This is a genomic window from Primorskyibacter flagellatus, assembly GCF_900176485.1.
GTDB lineage: Bacteria > Pseudomonadota > Alphaproteobacteria > Rhodobacterales > Rhodobacteraceae > Primorskyibacter > Primorskyibacter flagellatus.
In genome coordinates this window covers 368,762-385,153 of the sequence record NZ_FWYD01000001.1, presented here as the reverse complement: position 1 = coordinate 385,153, position 16,392 = coordinate 368,762, and the positions used below count along the sequence as shown (strand labels likewise).

The following is a 16,392-nucleotide window of genomic DNA, read 5'->3' as shown; positions in this document are numbered from 1 at the left end:
CCATGTCGGCATATCAGGACCTGCTGGCATTCCAGCGCGAAACCGAAGCGTTGCAGCAGGTGTCCGGCCGTCTGGGCTGGGATCAGGAAACCGTCATGCCGCGCGGCGCTGCGGCCCAGCGGGGCGAGGAAATGGCCGCGATGGAGGGCGTCTTGCACGCCCGCCGCACCGATCCGCGCGTTGGCGACTGGCTGGCCGGGATCGACGATGCCGCGCTGGACACTGTGGCCGCCGCCCAGATGCGCCATATCCGCCGGGCGCATGATCGTGCCACACGGGTGCCTGCGCGCCTGTCGGCGGAACTGGCGCGTGTGACCAGCCTTGCACAGGGTGCCTGGGCAGAGGCCCGCGCGGCGGATGATTTCCAGCGGTTTGCCCCGATTCTGGCCGAGGTGATCCGCCTGCGTCAGGAAGAGGGCGCGGCGCTGGCCGAGGGCACGGATTACACGCCCTATGACGCGATGATACAGGATTACGAACCCGGCGCCTCTGCCGCCTTTCTGGAAAACCTCTTCGGCGCGCTACGCCCCCGGTTGGTATCCTTGCGCGAGAAATTGTTGGGCGCGCCCACGCCCAAGGGGCTGAGCGGCACGTTCGACGTGGCGCAACAACTGGCCCTGTCCGAAACCATCGCCAAAGCCTTCGGCTACGACCTTGCGCGTGGTCGGATCGACAGGGCCGTGCATCCGTTCAGTTCCGGCAGCGGACAGGACGTGCGTATCACCACGCGCACCGATGCCGAGAACCCGTTTGATTGCGTATATTCGACGATCCACGAAGTTGGGCATGCCTGTTACGAGCAGAATATCCATTCCGATTTCCTGCTGACGCCGCTGGGGGCAGGGGTCAGCATGGGGGTGCATGAAAGCCAAAGCCGGATCTACGAAAACCAGATCGGCCGCAGCCGTGCCTTCTGCGAATATCTTTACAGGCAGATGCGCGACAGGTTTGGCGATATTGGCGTGGACAGTGCTGATGCCTTCTATGCCGCCGTCAACACGGTGCATCGCGACTATATCCGGACCGAGGCGGATGAGGTGCAATACAACCTGCACGTCCTGATCCGCTTTGACCTGGAACGTCAGCTGATCTCGGGCGATCTGCCCGTGGCGGATCTGGAGCAGGCGTGGAACGAAAGGTTCGAGGCGGATTTCGGCTATCCGGTCAACAAGCCTTCCAACGGTTGCTTGCAGGATGTGCATTGGTCGGTGGGTCTGTTTGGCTATTTCCCGACCTATACGCTGGGCAATGTCTATGCCGGATCACTGCACGAGGCGTTGCTCCGGGACGTGCCGCAGCTTGATGAACAACTGATGCGCGGCGATACCAGCGGCGCGACGGGCTGGTTGCGGGAGAACGTGCAGCAGCATGGCGGGCTATATGAGCCGCGCGAGCTGATCACGCTGGCCTGCGGTAAGGCACCCAGCGAGGCGCCCTTGCTGGATTATCTGGAGGCCAAGTTCGGCGCGATCTACGGGGTCTGACGCGCGGCTTCTAAGTATTAGAGATACCGCAGGCTATGCGGCCCAACGGAGCAATGGTTTTGGGGACCCCGCGCAGCATGATCGCAACGGCCTTCACGCGACGTCGAAGATCAGGTCGGTCCTTGGATAGCCGCGAAGTCTATCCTGTACCGGGGCGTTGATTTGATCTTGTCCAGTGCCTTCTCCAAAACCTTCTTAAAAGAAAACGGGCGACAAGATTGCCGCCCGTTTTCAGGTATTACCGTTGATCGGGAAATCAGCCTTCTTCGGCGGGGTCATCCTCGCCCTGATCCGCGATCCAGGCGACGCTGACGACTTCCTCGCCTTTGGCCGTGTCGAACACCTTGACGCCCCCGGCGCTACGCGAGCGGAAAGAGATGCCCTCGACCGGGACGCGGATCGACTGGCCGCGGCTGGTGGCAAGCATGATCTGATCGTCAATCTCGACCGGGAAGGCGGCAACCACGGCCCCGCCACGCATGGCCCTGTCGATGGCATTCACGCCCTGACCGCCGCGCCCGCGTACCGGATAGTCATGGCTGGAGGAAAGTTTGCCCGACCCCTTGGCCGTGATCGTCAGGATCAGGTTTTCCGCCGCCGACATTTCTGCATAGCGTTCCTGGGTGAACACCTCGACACCCGCGACGGCTTCTTCGTCGTCATCGGTATCAACCTCATCCGTCAGCCCGGCCATCGCCCGGCGCATCTTGAGATAGGTCGCGCGCTCCTGCGGGCTTGCCTCGAAGTGACGGATCACGGCCATGGACACAACGCGGTCCTCGCCGTTCAGACGGATGCCGCGCACGCCGGTCGATTTGCGGCCCTTGAAGACGCGCACATCAGTGGTGCGGAAACGGATCGCGCGGCCTGAATCTGTCACCAGCATCACATCATCATCCATGGATGCGATACGGGCATTCACCAGTTCCACGCCTTCGGGCAGATCCATCGCGATCTTGCCGTTGCGCATCACGTTGGTGAAATCCGACAGCGCGTTGCGGCGCACGTCGCCCGCGCTGGTGGCAAAGACGATTTGCAGCGCGTCCCATTCCTCTTCGGGGCGGTCCACCGGCATGATCGCGGCAATCGAAACGCCTACCGGGATCGGCAGGATATTGACGATCGCCTTGCCCTTGGACGTGCGGCCACCCTGCGGCAGACGCCAGGTTTTCAGCTTGTAGACCATCCCATCCGTGGTGAAGAACAGCAGCTGCGTATGGGTATTGGCGACGAAAAGCGTGGTGACAACGTCATCGTCCTTGGTGGACATGCCCGACAGTCCCTTGCCGCCACGCCGTTGCGCGCGGAAATCCGAAAGCGCCGTGCGTTTGATGTATCCGGACTGGGTGACGGTCACGACCATATCGTCACGCTCGATAAGGTCTTCGTCCTCCATATCGCCGGACCAGTCGACGATCTCCGTGCGGCGGGGCACGGCGAATTGCTCGCGCACCTCCAGAAGCTCGTTCGAGATGATCTCCATGATCCGTTCGCGGCTGCCCAGAATCTCAAGATATTCCTTGATCTTGCCGGCCAGTTCTTCCAACTCGTCCGTGACTTCCTTGACACCCAACTGGGTCAGGCGTTGCAGGCGCAGTTCCAGAATGGCACGGGCCTGAACTTCGGACAGGTTATATGTGCCGTCTTCATTGGCCTTGTGGGTCGGGTCGTCGATCAGCGCGATATATTGCAGGATCTCGCCGGCTGGCCAGCGTCGTTCCATCAGCTTGGTGCGTGCTTCGGCGGCATCGGCAGAGGCGCGGATCGTGGCGACGACCTCGTCCACATTGCTGACGGCGACAGCCAGACCACACAGGATATGGCTGCGTTCGCGCGCCTTGCGCAGCAGATAGGCGGTGCGCCGCGCCACGACATCCTCGCGGAAATCGACAAAGGCGGTCAGAAAACCGCGCAGCGTCAATTGTTCCGGACGTCCGCCATTCAACGCCAGCATGTTGCAGCCAAAGTAAGTCTGCATCGGGGTAAAGCGGAAAAGCTGGTTCAGCACGACCTCGGCCGTGGCATCACGTTTCAGCTCGATCACCACGCGCACGCCGTCACGGTCGGATTCGTCCTGAACGTGGGAAATGCCTTCGATGCGCTTTTCGCGCGCAGCCTCGGCGATCTTTTCGATCATCGTGGCCTTGTTCACCTGATAGGGGATTTCTTCGATGATGATTGCCCAACGGTCGCGGCGCAACTCTTCGACGCGCGTTCTGGCGCGGATGATGACGCTGCCACGCCCCTCAAGGTAGGCTTTGCGCGCGCCGGTTCGGCCCAGCATGATGCCGCCCGTTGGAAAATCGGGTCCGGGCACATATTCGATCAGCTGTTCGGAACTCAGATCCGGGTCTTCGATCAGTGCCAGCGTGGCATCCACGACTTCGCCCAGATTGTGCGGCGGAATGTTGGTGGCCATGCCGACGGCGATCCCGCCGGCCCCGTTGACCAGCATGTTCGGATACCGTGCAGGCAGGACCGTCGGTTCGCGATCCTTGCCATCATAGTTGTCCTGAAAATCGACCGTGTCCTTGTCGATATCGTTCAGCAGGTAGGCCGCAGGCTTGTCCATGCGGACTTCGGTATAGCGCATGGCGGCGGCGTTATCGCCATCCATCGAGCCAAAGTTGCCCTGACCGTCCAGAAGCGGCAGCGACATGGAGAAATCCTGCGCCATCCGCACCAGCGCGTCATAGATCGCGGAATCGCCATGCGGGTGATACTTACCCATGACATCGCCAACGGGACGGGCCGACTTGCGGTACGGCTTGTCGTGGCTGTTGTTGGTTTCATGCATCGCATAAAGAATACGCCGATGCACGGGTTTCAGCCCGTCACGCAAATCGGGAATCGCCCGGCTGACGATCACGCTCATCGCGTAATCGAGATAGCTGGTCTTCATCTCGTCGGTGATCGACACCGTCGGCCCGCTATAGGCCGGGCGTTCCGGTGCATTTTCTCCCATTTTTTCAGGGGGTTCCGGTGTATCGCTCACGTCAGGTTCCCATCTTCCTGTTTTTCTATATCTTGTTGCCCGCCTTATATCAGAGGCAGGATATGGGGTGCAATGGGTGTGACCAAGTTCCTCTGGCAGCCACCAGAACACTCTGCCAACACACTGTTTTTATTGAAAAGTAAATCTTTGCCCGGCATGATTTACAGACCCATAAGAAACGTGAGGTTCCCAATGCAGGAAAACGAAACCGAACTGATGCTGCGTGGCTACGGGCTGACCACGGCCGAAATGTTCTACCGGATGCCGGACTACCGGAATGTTCTCAACACATTTATCTGGCAGGAATACGATCTTGCGCCGGATCATCCGAAACTGTTCCGGTTCATCGAATACTGGCAGGACGAGATCGAAGGCCCGTTGCATTCTGTCCGCTTCACCCATCGCAAGATGCTGTCATCGGGGGAATGGCAGAACGTCGTCGGGGAATTTACCTACCACTGATGACATGCAAAAACGTTTGGCGGGGGGCATATAGCCCCCCGATTGGCTTGGCGTTTCGCCTTGTCGCTATGGAATGATGCGGGTGTATTTCACACCTTCCAGAGTCGCGCCGACGCGCAGGCCGGACTGGCCGAAGACAACCGCAATGACCGGTGCCATGGAGGTTGTCGTTTCGGCCCCAAGCGTCGCACCGGTTTCCGGCGTGGCATAAAGCACGTTCGCACCGGCGGCCCATCCGGGCGAGCGGCGGAAATTCAGCAAGGCATCTTCGGTCATGAAAAACAGCACATGCGCATATTGTTGCGCGCCGATCTGAATGCCTGCGCTGGCCTTTGTCGTCGAATAGTAATCAACCGTCACACCACCGACACGCAGCGCGCCGCGCCCATAGGCACCGCCAAGGCCAAGTCCGGCTTCGGTGACCAGCGGCATGACCAGCATGCCGGTCGATTTGCTTTCCAAAGAGCGCGTGCCCGGAAAGTTCGTGAAAAGCTGCGCCAGGGTAGCGTCTACGCGGGCGTCGATCCGTTGCGGACCGTCACTGCCGATGCCGTTGGCACAGGCCGCGACAAGGGGCAGGGCCCCCAGAGAAAGTGTAAGATTGCGTCGGGAAATCTGGCTCATGTTGCCTGCTCTCGTTCTGATGCGGCGCGTGTCGGTTGCGCCTGATTGCCTCGGATCCGACGCTTCTGGCCGGTTATGCCGGTTTATACGCGGAAACCCGCCGTCTGTCACGCCAAAGCGTGGCCGTTCGGCGGGTGTCCGCTATGCTCCCAGCGCGCGCGCAGCTTCGGGCGCGAAATAGGTCAGCACACCGTCGCAGCCTGCGCGTTTGAAACACATCAGACTTTCCAGCATCGCGCGCTCTCCGTCGATCCAGCCGTTCTGCGCCGCCGCCTGGATCATCGCGTATTCGCCCGATACCTGATAGGCAAAGGTAGGCGCGCCGAATTCGGTCTTCACGCGGCGGCAAATGTCCAGATACGGCATGCCCGGCTTGACCATCACCATATCCGCGCCTTCGCCCAGATCGCGGGCCACCAGACGCAACGCCTCATCACCATTGGCCGGATCCATCTGATAGGTTTTCTTGTCGCCTTTCAGCGCGCCCGATGCGCCCACGGCATCGCGGAACGGGCCGTAAAAGGCGCTGGCATATTTCGCTGCATAGCTCAGCAACATGACATTGGAATGCCCCGCGCCCTCAAGCGCCTGACGCAGCGCGCCGATGCGCCCGTCCATCATATCCGACGGCCCGATAATATCCGCGCCGGCATCGGCCTGAGACAGCCCCTGTTTCACCAGCGCCTCCACCGTACGGTCATTGACGATCTCGCCATTCTCGACAAAACCATCATGGCCGTCACTGTTATACGGATCAAGCGCCACATCCGTCATCACAGCCATGTCGGGCACTGCTGCCTTGATTGCCCGTGTGGCGCGGTTCGACAGATTTTCGGGGTTCCAGGCCTCGGCGCAATCGGCGGTCTTGAGTGCCGGATCGGTATAAGGGAACAGGCAAATCGCCGGGATGCCCATGGCAAACGCCTCGCGCGCCGCCTGCGCCACAAGATCGACCGACCGCCGCACGACGCCGGGCATCGAGGGGACGGGTTCTTCGATCCCCTCGCCATCGCGCACGAAGATCGGCCAGATAAGATCTGACGGGCAAAGCGCGTTCTCGCGGACCAGCGACCGGATGGCCTCGGACTGGCGCGCGCGCCGAAACCGGGCGGCGGGGAAGGGGGCCGGTTGATGTGACAAGGATGTTCACCTCTGGCAATTGCGTCTGGCCCTTTGGATGCACCGTCAGGGGGCGCATTGTCCAGACCTTGCAGGTGCGCAAATTGGCAAAGGGCTTCGGAAGCAACCGACGATTTGTTGTCATCACTGCCTGTCGACAACCAAGACGGAGCAACAGGGCAGGCCCGCCATTGTGCAGGCCTGCAACCGGACAGCTTTGCGGCGCATTCACGATGTGGCAGGCCACTCCCGGCCCGTCGTCCCAAACCGGATTTGCACGCGCATGTCTTGCGAAAGGGCGCGGTTAAGGGCAAACGGTCATGGCCAGCATGCATATCGACACGAAATTACGCGGAAAAGGCAGAGGATAGAATTTGTACGGAACCATATTCGAGGCAATCGACATGCGGTCGTTTTCCAGCATTTGGTTCTGGATCATGCTCGCGACTGTCTGGTCGATGGTCAGCCACCATGTGCTTGGCGTGCCCTACCACATGATTGCCGCCGCGCGCAGACAGGGTGGTCAGGCAGAGCAAGACCTGGAAGACATGGTCCGCATCAACGTCCTGCGACGTCTCCGCATGGTCGATCAGGCCGGAATTTGGCTGCTGGGTCTGGGTTGTTTCATGCTCACCGGGCTTTTGATTCTTGGCTGGGTGTATTGGATTGAGTTGGCCCAGGCACTGTTTCTTCTGGGCTTGCCACTGGGTTTCGTGGCGCTTCTGTCGCTGCTTACCGCAAAACGTATCCGGGCCGAGGGTCCTCAGGGTGAGGCGCTCTTTCGCCATTTGCACCGCCACCGTGTCTGGGTCCAGTCCGTGGCTATGGCGGCCATTTTCGTGACGACGCTTTGGGGCATGTACAGGACCTTGTCCGTCGGCGTTCTGGGATCATAAGGGCCGCCGCAGGTCCCCGCTTGAAATGGCACACCACCGCTCCTCAGGCTCTTTTGCGCTTCTTCTTGGCCAAAATACTCCGGGGAGTATGAGGGGCTGGCCCCTCATTCCCGCACGTGTTTCCGGGCACGCGATCACGACGATGTGCTTGCGTGCCTAGGGTTAAGCTGGCCTGAATCCCAAGCCATCACGCACGAATGTGGCGGCCATCCAGGATGCCGCCCCTACCAGCACCGGGCATCAGCGCAGACATGTTCCGGCTCTTCTAGGCGCGGCCCGCGTATAGCCCCCCGCACCCTTGACCGCCAAAGCTCCAAGAACAAAAAATCACACACGGTCCTGCAAATGTGCTTGTCCCTCAAACGTGATCTCATCGAGAGCATCGACAATTTCGTGTGCGCCCTGCGCCAATAGCAATTGGCGATGCGATTTTTGCGATCCTGCAAGATGTTGCCCCCCCAGAAAGCCGATTGAACGCATTCCCGCGGCCCTTGCGGCCAGGATGCCATATGGCGAATCTTCGATCACTACGCATCTTTCGGGGGCAATGTTCATACTCCGGGCCGCATACAGGAACAGGTCTGGAGCTGGCTTGCCTTGCGTCACCTGTTGGGCACTGTAAACACAGGGGAAATGGTCGGTCAGCTTCATGACACTCAGCGCAAAGTAGATGCGTTCGAACCCGCTGCTTGACGCAATGCAATAGGGGAGCCCATCCGCTTTGAGACGTGCAAGAAAATCGGCCACGCCTGCAACAGGAACCAGTTCTTTCGAGAACCTTTCAAACAGGATGGAATGCCAGTGGTTTTCGAAACCGTCCCATTTTCCTTCGGGGGCGATTTGGCTCGCATCGGCTTTGATCGCGTTCAGGGATTTTCCCAAAAAGCGACGACGCGTCTCGGGCAGATCGAAAACGACGCCAAAGTCTTTCAGGGCGGATTGCAAACTGCCCAGTGAAATGACCTCGCTATCCGCCACAACGCCGTCGAAATCCAGGATCACCAGGTCGGTGACGGGGGCGGAGCATCGGGGGTCATTGTTGTTGAGCGCCAAAAGGACCGTCCTATCGCAGCGCGCGGCCAGTCTGATCGAATTGATGCAGGCGATTGGGAGGAAGTTCGACGCCGACCTCGGCATTCACCGCCGTCTGGTCGTCGCCATCAACGCGTGCGACCAAGGTCAGCCCGTCAGCCAGTTTCAGATACAGCAGGTTTTCGCCGCCCAGTTGTTCCTTGTTCGAAACAACCGCGTCGACATTCCCGCCGCCCTTCGGGTGGATAACCATATGTTCCGGACGGCAGCCGATATAGGTCGCCTCCGGGCGCAAAGCCATATCGCGCATGCCGCTGTGCCGGAACACGTTCATGGCCGGTGAGCCCATGAATTCGGCGACGAACTTGCTGTCCGGCGTGTGATAGATCTCCATCGGGGTGCCGACCTGTTCGATGCGACCGCCGTTGAGCACAACGATCCTGTCCGCCATCGTCATGGCCTCGACTTGGTCATGGGTCACATAGATCATTGTCGCGGCCAATTGCTTGTGCAAAGCCTCAAGCTCCACCCGCATCTGAACGCGGAGTTTCGCATCAAGGTTGGACAGTGGTTCGTCGAACAGGAAAACCGACGGGTTCTTGACGATCGACCGGCCGATCGCGACCCGCTGACGTTGACCGCCTGACAGTTGCGACGGCTTGCGGTCAAGATAGTCGGTCAGTTGCAGAATGCGCGCGGCCTCATCTATCCGCTCGGTGCGTTCGGCAGGGGCGACGCCGTTCACCTTCATCCCGAATTCCATGTTCTGGCGGACGGTCATATGCGGGTAAAGCGCATAGGACTGGAACACCATCGACAGGCCACGATCCGCAGGTTCAGCATTCGACACGTCTTTTCCGCCAATCTTCACCGTGCCGGAATCAATGCCTTCCAATCCTGCAAGGGCGCGCAGGAGCGTTGATTTCCCGCAGCCGGAAGGCCCGACAAAGACCACGAAATCACCGTCCGCCACATCCAGATCCACATCAAAAAGGGCCTGCATCTTACCGTAATACTTGTTGAGTTTTCGGATCTGTACTGTGGCCATCGTGGACTTCCTCCGTCGTCACCTTTGGGTTTCAACCGGCTTGAGTGAAAGAAAGCACTTGCTTTTTCATACCCGTCGAATTTACATTTGTATCCATGCAGACACATATGATTGTCAATCAATTACTGCGATAGGGAGGATGAGAAAATGAGTATCAGGAAGCTACTATGTTCCGTGGCTTTGAGCGGGGTCATGGCGACGGGGGCATTGGCTGAAGGGCATGGCTGGAGCCTGGCGAAAGCGGCGGAGCCATATGCGGGCACCACTGTTGATGTCGTGTTCCTGCTGCGTCCGGGCTACGAGGCGATTGAAGCCATGTTGCCGGCGTTCGAGGAAGAAACCGGCATCAAGGTAAACGTCATCAAGCACCCCTATGAGAATGCTCTGGGCGAACAGGTTCGCGACTTCGTGGCTGGCGGCGATCTGGATGTCGTGCTGATCGACCTTGTCTGGATCGGCAACTTTGCGGAAAACGACTGGGCGTTGCCGCTTGCTGATGTTCAGGCCAAGTTTCCAGATATTGTCGATCCTGATCTGGATATCGACGACTTCTTCCCGCTTGTGCTGAACGCGTTCGGAAGCTGGAACGGCACAACCTATGGCCTTCCGGTCGATAACTATTCGGGCCTGATGTTCTATAATCGCTGCATGCTTGAAGAAGCCGGTTTTGACGGTCCACCAGAGACATGGACAGAGTTGAAGGATGAGTACGGACCGGCGTTGACCAAAGACGGAAAATACGCCTTCGCGCTGCAATCCAAGCGCAATGAAACCCAGTCGGCAGACAGTTTTGCCCGGATGATCTGGCCGTTTGGCGGGTCTTTCCTGGACGCGGATTTCAAATCCAACCTCAATTCGCCTGAATCGCAGGCCGGTCTTCAGTTCCGTCAGGATCTGATGCAATACATGCCGGATGGCATCGTGGCCTATGACCATGCCGAGGTCGTGAACGGTTTCGCCCAAGGCGATATTGCCATGATTACCGAGTGGTCGGCGTTTTATTCCAGCGTCGTCTCGCCGGAAACTTCCAAGGTCGCGGACTGCGTTGAAATCGCGCCAGAGCCAAAAGGCCCGGCAGGCCGCAAGCCTGCACTTGGGGGATTCTCTATGGCTGTGGCAAGTCAGGCGGACGAGGCCGAGCAGGCCGCAGCCTATCTGTTCATCCAGTGGGCCACCTCCAAAGCCAATGCAGTCGAGTATGTCGAACGCGGCGGTGTCAGCGCCCGGCAGTCCGCCTATGAAGATCCGGCACTGGCCGAGACGTTCAAGTATATCCCCGCGCTGGTCGAAAGCTGGCAGGACGGAGTGCCTGAATTCCGCCCACGCTTTGCCGAATGGCCCGAAATCACCGAGATCGTGCAGGAATGGGGCACGAAGATGATGCTGGGTGAGGTGACGACCGAAGAGGGCGCACAGGAGATCGGCACCCGCATGGAAGCGGTGCTGGATGACGCTGGCTATTACTCCGGCGACAAACCTCTCGCTCAATAATCCACACACTAAAAAGAGGGCGGCGCAGAACGTGCCGCTCTCGCTCTGACTGCCGGGAGGCGCACCATGCGCGGACAAGTTTCCAGACGTACAGTTATCGGTTTTATTGCTCCGGCAGTTTTCGGTCTTGCGATCGTCGGCATCGCGCCCTTGCTTTACGCGGCGTGGACCTCGCTGCATTTCTTCAACCTGATCAAGCTCAAGCAGGTCAAGTTCATCGGGCTTGAAAACTATTGGACAGTGCTGACGGACGAGGTGTTCTGGCAGGCAATGGGACGGACGTTCTTTCTGCTTTGCACAGCATTGCCTCTGCAATTGGCGCTTGGGCTGGGCATCGCGCTGGTCCTGCACAAACCGGGGCTGACCATCCTCAAGACCCTTGCGCGGCTATCGCTGGTGCTGCCGATGGCCACGACCTATGCGGTTGTCGGCCTCTTGGGGCAGGTGATGTTCAACCAGAAATTCGGTGTCATCAATCAAATGCTTGGCGGCGCGAACATCAACTGGATCGGCGATCCGACCAATGCCTTTGCCATGATCATCTTCTGGGATGTCTGGCAATGGACGCCTTTTGTCGCGCTGGTGCTGCTGGCAGGTCTGACCATGGTCCCCGGCGAGGTGGAGGAAGCCGCGCGGCTGGAAACCAAAAGCTGGTGGACGGTCCTGCGCTATGTTCAATTGCCCTTCCTGCTGCCCGGTCTTGTGGCCGTGCTGATCCTGCGGACGGCGGACACGCTGAAGCTGTTTGACATGGTGTTCACACTTACACGCGGCGGGCCCGGTGCCGCGACCGAGTTCATCTCGTTGATGATCCAGCGCGTCGGATTTCGCGGGTTCGATCAGGGGCTGGCATCTGCGCAGGCGATCATCCTGCTGATCATCACCATCATTCTGGCGCAGATCTATATTCGCGTCTTCTACAAAGAGGTTTGAGCGATGAACACCACGCGGTCACTGGCCTCTCAGATCCTTTTGCTTTTCGTCATCATCGCTGTCTGTGTCTTTCCGTTCTACTGGATGGTGACGACCTCGCTGAAGACACAGATCGTGGCGCTCGAAGCGCCGCCGGTCTGGATATTCGAGCCGACGCTGAACAACTACCGCGAAGCGCTGTTCGAAGATGGCGTGTTGCGCACGCTGATCAACTCTCTGATCATTGCGATCTCGACCACGGTTCTGGCGATTGTTCTTGGTGTACCTGCGGCCTTCGCGCTGGCCCGGTTTGAATTTCGTGGGAAAAAGGACCTTTGGTTCTGGTTCATCACCAACCGCATGGTCTCGCCCATTGTGCTGGCGTTGCCGTTCTTTCTGATTGCGCGGAACCTGGGTATGTTGGACAAGCATATTACGCTGATCCTGATCTACCTGACCTTCAATCTGCCGATCGTGATCTGGATCGTCACGGACCAGTTCCGCGGCATTCCTTATGATCTGGATGAAGCCGCGCGTCTGGAAGGCGCCTCGCAATTTACGATCATGCGCAAGATCTGTCTGCCTCTGGCCATGCCAGGCGTCGCAGTGTCCGCGATCTTCTCGTTTATCTTTTCCTGGAACGAGCTGATGTTCGGCCTGATCCTGACCCGGTCCGAAGCCAAGACAGCCCCCGCAATGGCGGTGTCCTTCATGGAAGGCTACAACCTTCCCTATGGCAAGATCATGGCAACCTCTACGCTGATCGTGATCCCGGTGCTGATCTTTGCGCTGCTTGCGTCCAAGCAACTGGTGCGCGGTCTGACCATGGGGGCGGTCAAATGAGCGATGCCGGTTCCGGATTGTGCACGCGCGGCAAGCTCCACCTGCGGCCCCGCCGCTATGACGTCTAGCGGTTCAGATGTCGCGGAGTGTCAAAATTGAACAGATCGACGAGGACGAACAGCTTTTGGTACGTCTCGCCTGGGCCTGCGAGATCGAAGGCCTGACACAGGCCGACGCCGCAAAGCGGTTCGGAATCACCCGAATGCGCGTGAACAAGGCACTTGGCGAGGCCCGGCGCCGCGGTATCTTGAGGATCAGTGTCGATTCCATTTATGCGGCCTCGGCGGATCTGGAATGGAAAATCGAACGCGGTTTCGGGCTGGCGCGTGCCGTGATCGTCCCTTCGCCGCAAAGCCCTGCCTCGACAACGCCACTGATAAGCGCGGGGTTGGGCAGCTATCTGGGACCAATTCTGACTGATCCCGGTTTGCAAAAATTTGGCATGTCCTGGGGAAATACGCTTAATCTGGCCACCCGGTTCATGCAGCCAATCGACCGGCCCGATCTGGAGATCGTGTCGATCATGGGCGGCATCGTGCGCGGGTCGGATGTGAACGGCTATGAAATCACCACAAGGCTTGCCGATCTGTGCAACGCGGAACACAGCTTTTTCACCGCGCCGTTATTTGCCGGAAGTGCCGAAAGCCAGGCGATGTTCATGCAGCAGGACATTATCGCGGATATGCTTGACAAGATCCGCTCTTGCGGGGCGGTCGCGTTGGCGACCGGGGATCTGTGCAGTTCGCTGCTGGTCCGCGATGCGCTTCCCAAGGATATTGACGCCGAAGAGCTGCGCGCGTGCGGCGGCGTGGGCGACATTATCGGGCATGTGCTTGATGAGAATGGTGCGCTTATCGACCATCCGGTGAATCAGCGCGTTATCGGTGTTTCGCTGGAGGACCTGAGGGCGATACCCAACGTGATCCTTGCCGCCGGGGGCGCGCATAAGGTGCCGGTAATAACGGCGGCGCTACGGCGCGGTTTTGTGAACACGTTGGTGACGGATGAGGACACGGCCCGCGCATTGCTTGAAAACTCGACAGTGGCGCGGGACACTGATTGAACAGGTTCAGTTTAGACGGGGGTAGCGATGCCGATTGCACTGGTATTGGAAGAAAAGAACAAACTGGCGCTGAGGGAGATCGACCTGCCAGATGATGTGGGGCCGGGTGACGTGCGGATCGCCGTGGATACGGTCGGTGTCTGCGGTAGCGATGTGCATTATTACACGCATGGAAAGATTGGCCCCTTTGTTGTCAACGCGCCGATGGTTCTGGGCCACGAGGCCGCGGGCATTGTCACGGAACTGGGCGAGGGCGTGTCACATCTGGCGGTCGGGGATCGCGTCTGCATGGAGCCGGGTATTCCCAACATGGCCTCCAAGGCCACCAAGCTGGGTGTCTATAACGTCGATCCCGATGTGCGGTTCTGGGCCACGCCGCCGGTGCATGGATGCCTGACGCCGTCGGTGGTCCATCCCGCTGCGTTCACCTATAAACTGCCCGAGAATGTGACCTTTGCCGAGGGTGCGATGGTCGAACCCTTTGCGATCGGAATGCAAGCGGCAACCCGTGCCCGGATCAAGCCCGGCGATGTGGCGCTGGTCACAGGGGCCGGCCCAATCGGAATCATGGTGGCGCTGGCGGCTTTGGCAGGCGGGTGTTCCAAGGTCTATATCTCTGATCTGGTCGATGAAAAGCTGGGCGTTGCCGCGAATTACGGAAATATCCACCCGATCAACGTGACCAAAGACGACGCGGCAGAGGTCGTGCGCGCGGGCACGTCTGGCTGGGGCGCTGATGTGGTCTTTGAATGTGCTGGTGCCGCAAAATCGGTGCAGACAGCGCTGGAGGCAGTGGCACCTGCGGGCTGCGTGGTTTGGGTCGGGATGCCGGTGGATCCGGTCCCGTTGGACATCGTGCTGGCCCAATCCAAGGAAATCCGCATGGAAACGGTGTTTCGCTATGCAAACATGTATGATCGCGCGATAGAGCTTTTGGCGTCTGGCAAAGTTGATCTCAAACCGCTGATCTCGGCCACATTTGCATTCTCCGACAGCGTGAAAGCCTTTGATCGCGCCGTCGAGGCGCGCCCGACCGACGTCAAGATCCAGATCAATATGCAGGACGCCTGAGCGATGGCCCCGTCCCGAGAGAGACTGGCAGATCGGGTTCTGGACGAATTGCGTCCGGGCCTGGGCAAAGCGGTTCTGGATCAGATCGACAACCTTTCAACGGAACTGACCGGTGCCGGCCGTATCGTCTGCTACGGCGTCGGGCGCGAGGGGTTGATGATGAAGGCGCTGGCAATGCGTCTGTTTCATCTGGGCCTTGATGCGCATGTGGCGGGCGACATGACAGTGCCGCCGGTCGCGGATGGCGACGTGTTGTTCATAAGCGCGGGCCCCGGTGATTTCTCGACCGTTGCGGGCTTGGCACAGGTCGCGCGGAACGCGGGCGCAAGGGTGCTGTGCATTACGGCGACGCCTGACGGGGCTGTGCCGCTGAAAGCGGATTTGGTAATCCATCTGCCCGCGCAGACCATGGCGTCGGATCAGGGGGTAACTGACAATTCTGTGTTGCCGATGGGATCATTATTCGAGGTGCTGATGCTGTTGTTCTTTGAATTTCTGGTTCTGGATCTGCGCGATCGTCTGGCCCTGTCATCAGAGGCGATGCGCGCCAATCACACCAATCTGGAGTAGACCATGTCGGACTGGGAAACCCGATTTAGCCTTGCCGGGCGCACGGCGCTTGTGACGGGCGCATCGTCGGGGATCGGCTTTGCCATTGCCGAGGTGTTTGCCGATGCAGGCGCGGATATCATCGGTCATGGGCGGGATCGGGACAGGTTGTCGGAACTGGGCCGGATCGTGTCGGCACGGGGACGCAAATTTACGGCTGTGACGGGTGATCTGGCCTGCGCGGATGAAACTGCCGGCATCGCCAAAGCAGCATTGGCAGGTGCAGCGGGACACATCGACATTCTGGTCAATTCGGCCGGGATCGCGGTCACCGGGCCCGTGACCACCTATGCCATTGAGGATTGGGCACGGACGATGGCCGTGAATTTGACAGCCCCCTTTGTGCTGTCGCAGGCTTTGCTGCCCGGAATGATGACGCGCGGATCGGGGAAGATCATCAACATTTCGTCGCAGACCGGCGTGATCGCTTTGCAGGATCACGCGGCCTATGCCACATCAAAGGGCGGGCTGAACGCCCTGACCAAATCGCTGATGGTCGAGGCCGCGCCACATAACGTGCAGGTCAATGCGATCTGCCCGACCGTGGTGATGACCGAGATGGGCAAACAGCTTTGGTCCGCACCCGAGAAAAAGGATCCGTTTATCGCCCGGACTCCACTTGGGCGTTTCGGGGAACCGGTCGAGATTGCGGATATGGCGCTTTATCTTGCCTCACCCGCTTCGGACCTCGTGAACGGGGCCATCATGATGATCGAAGGCGGTCATTCCAGCATTTAGGGAGC

15 protein-coding genes are annotated in these 16,392 nt (G+C 59.4%); 10 read left to right on the top strand and 5 right to left on the bottom strand.

Annotated features, from left to right (window positions below; translation table 11 throughout):
* Positions 1-2: 2 nt before the first annotated feature.
* Positions 3-1,484 (top strand): carboxypeptidase M32, encoded by a 1,482-nt coding sequence (locus tag B8991_RS01785; RefSeq protein ID WP_084350079.1) that lies wholly within the window; start codon positions 3-5, stop codon positions 1,482-1,484.
* A 256-nt stretch (positions 1,485-1,740) separates the two neighbouring features.
* Here B8991_RS01785 and gyrA read toward each other — a convergent pair whose 3' ends face one another.
* Positions 1,741-4,449: a DNA gyrase subunit A gene (gyrA, locus tag B8991_RS01780; protein WP_084350078.1), complete on the bottom strand. Its 2,709-nt coding sequence runs from the start codon at positions 4,447-4,449 to the stop codon at positions 1,741-1,743.
* A gap of 222 nt (positions 4,450-4,671) precedes the next feature.
* Here gyrA and B8991_RS01775 point away from each other — a divergent pair, with 222 nt between their 5' ends.
* Positions 4,672-4,941, top strand: coding sequence for an usg protein (locus B8991_RS01775; protein ID WP_084350077.1), 270 nt, complete (start codon positions 4,672-4,674; stop codon positions 4,939-4,941).
* Positions 4,942-5,007: 66 nt separating this feature from the next.
* Here the strand turns inward: B8991_RS01775 and B8991_RS01770 are convergent, their stop codons facing one another.
* A complete protein-coding gene (locus tag B8991_RS01770) occupies positions 5,008-5,565 on the bottom strand; it encodes a lipid-binding SYLF domain-containing protein (RefSeq protein WP_084350076.1) in 558 nt (185 codons plus the stop codon).
* A 141-nt stretch (positions 5,566-5,706) separates the two neighbouring features.
* The gene (hemB, locus tag B8991_RS01765; RefSeq protein ID WP_084350075.1) at positions 5,707-6,705 is read right to left on the bottom strand and encodes a porphobilinogen synthase; all 999 of its coding nucleotides are present in this window, start codon (positions 6,703-6,705) and stop codon (positions 5,707-5,709) included.
* Between the two features lie 353 nt (positions 6,706-7,058).
* Here hemB and B8991_RS01760 point away from each other — a divergent pair, with 353 nt between their 5' ends.
* Complete coding sequence (locus tag B8991_RS01760) at positions 7,059-7,580, top strand: component of SufBCD complex (protein WP_235866506.1); 522 nt, start codon at positions 7,059-7,061, stop codon at positions 7,578-7,580.
* 327 nt (positions 7,581-7,907) lie between these two features.
* On the opposite strand, the gene B8991_RS01755 is transcribed toward B8991_RS01760, so the two are convergent.
* Positions 7,908-8,717: an HAD family hydrolase gene (locus B8991_RS01755; protein ID WP_084350074.1), complete on the bottom strand. Its 810-nt coding sequence runs from the start codon at positions 8,715-8,717 to the stop codon at positions 7,908-7,910.
* Positions 8,644-9,660, bottom strand: coding sequence for an ABC transporter ATP-binding protein (locus B8991_RS01750; RefSeq protein ID WP_084350073.1), 1,017 nt, complete (start codon positions 9,658-9,660; stop codon positions 8,644-8,646). The genes B8991_RS01755 and B8991_RS01750 overlap by 74 nt, the downstream gene beginning before the upstream one ends.
* A 147-nt stretch (positions 9,661-9,807) precedes the next feature.
* On the opposite strand from B8991_RS01750, the gene B8991_RS01745 reads away from it, so the two are divergent.
* From B8991_RS01745 to B8991_RS01715, 7 genes are all read left to right on the top strand, one after another.
* Positions 9,808-11,151: an ABC transporter substrate-binding protein gene (locus B8991_RS01745; RefSeq protein ID WP_218673181.1), complete on the top strand. Its 1,344-nt coding sequence runs from the start codon at positions 9,808-9,810 to the stop codon at positions 11,149-11,151.
* Positions 11,152-11,217: 66 nt separating this feature from the next.
* Positions 11,218-12,084: a carbohydrate ABC transporter permease gene (locus B8991_RS01740; protein WP_084350071.1), complete on the top strand. Its 867-nt coding sequence runs from the start codon at positions 11,218-11,220 to the stop codon at positions 12,082-12,084.
* Between the two features lie 3 nt (positions 12,085-12,087).
* Positions 12,088-12,906: a carbohydrate ABC transporter permease gene (locus B8991_RS01735; protein ID WP_084350070.1), complete on the top strand. Its 819-nt coding sequence runs from the start codon at positions 12,088-12,090 to the stop codon at positions 12,904-12,906.
* A 76-nt stretch (positions 12,907-12,982) separates the two neighbouring features.
* The gene (locus B8991_RS01730) at positions 12,983-13,969 is read left to right on the top strand and encodes a sugar-binding transcriptional regulator (RefSeq protein WP_084350069.1); all 987 of its coding nucleotides are present in this window, start codon (positions 12,983-12,985) and stop codon (positions 13,967-13,969) included.
* 27 nt (positions 13,970-13,996) lie between these two features.
* Entirely contained in the window at positions 13,997-15,040 is a 1,044-nt protein-coding gene (locus B8991_RS01725; protein WP_084350068.1) for an NAD(P)-dependent alcohol dehydrogenase, read from the top strand.
* Positions 15,041-15,043: 3 nt separating this feature from the next.
* Positions 15,044-15,610: an SIS domain-containing protein gene (locus B8991_RS01720; protein WP_084350067.1), complete on the top strand. Its 567-nt coding sequence runs from the start codon at positions 15,044-15,046 to the stop codon at positions 15,608-15,610.
* A 3-nt stretch (positions 15,611-15,613) separates the two neighbouring features.
* Positions 15,614-16,387 carry an SDR family NAD(P)-dependent oxidoreductase gene (locus tag B8991_RS01715; RefSeq protein WP_218673180.1) on the top strand — a complete coding sequence of 258 codons (774 nt, stop codon included), beginning with the start codon at positions 15,614-15,616 and terminating at the stop codon, positions 16,385-16,387.
* The last annotated feature ends 5 nt before the right edge of the window (positions 16,388-16,392 follow it).

Bases quoted from the DNA above. Each gene is read 5' to 3' on its own strand.
- B8991_RS01730 (WP_084350069.1), top strand. From the start codon at position 12,983: ATGTCGCGGAGTGTCAAAATTGAACAGATCGACGAGGACGAACAGCTT.
- B8991_RS01740 (WP_084350071.1), top strand. From the start codon at position 11,218: ATGCGCGGACAAGTTTCCAGACGTACAGTTATCGGTTTTATTGCTCCG.
- B8991_RS01720 (WP_084350067.1), top strand. From the start codon at position 15,044: ATGGCCCCGTCCCGAGAGAGACTGGCAGATCGGGTTCTGGACGAATTG.
- B8991_RS01715 (WP_218673180.1), top strand. From the start codon at position 15,614: ATGTCGGACTGGGAAACCCGATTTAGCCTTGCCGGGCGCACGGCGCTT.
- B8991_RS01750 (WP_084350073.1), bottom strand. From the start codon at position 9,660: ATGGCCACAGTACAGATCCGAAAACTCAACAAGTATTACGGTAAGATG.
- B8991_RS01775 (WP_084350077.1), top strand. From the start codon at position 4,672: ATGCAGGAAAACGAAACCGAACTGATGCTGCGTGGCTACGGGCTGACC.
- B8991_RS01785 (WP_084350079.1), top strand. From the start codon at position 3: ATGTCGGCATATCAGGACCTGCTGGCATTCCAGCGCGAAACCGAAGCG.
- B8991_RS01735 (WP_084350070.1), top strand. From the start codon at position 12,088: ATGAACACCACGCGGTCACTGGCCTCTCAGATCCTTTTGCTTTTCGTC.
- B8991_RS01755 (WP_084350074.1), bottom strand. From the start codon at position 8,717: ATGCCGAGGTCGGCGTCGAACTTCCTCCCAATCGCCTGCATCAATTCG.
- gyrA (WP_084350078.1), bottom strand. From the start codon at position 4,449: ATGGGAGAAAATGCACCGGAACGCCCGGCCTATAGCGGGCCGACGGTG.
- B8991_RS01745 (WP_218673181.1), top strand. From the start codon at position 9,808: ATGAGTATCAGGAAGCTACTATGTTCCGTGGCTTTGAGCGGGGTCATG.
- B8991_RS01770 (WP_084350076.1), bottom strand. From the start codon at position 5,565: ATGAGCCAGATTTCCCGACGCAATCTTACACTTTCTCTGGGGGCCCTG.
- B8991_RS01725 (WP_084350068.1), top strand. From the start codon at position 13,997: ATGCCGATTGCACTGGTATTGGAAGAAAAGAACAAACTGGCGCTGAGG.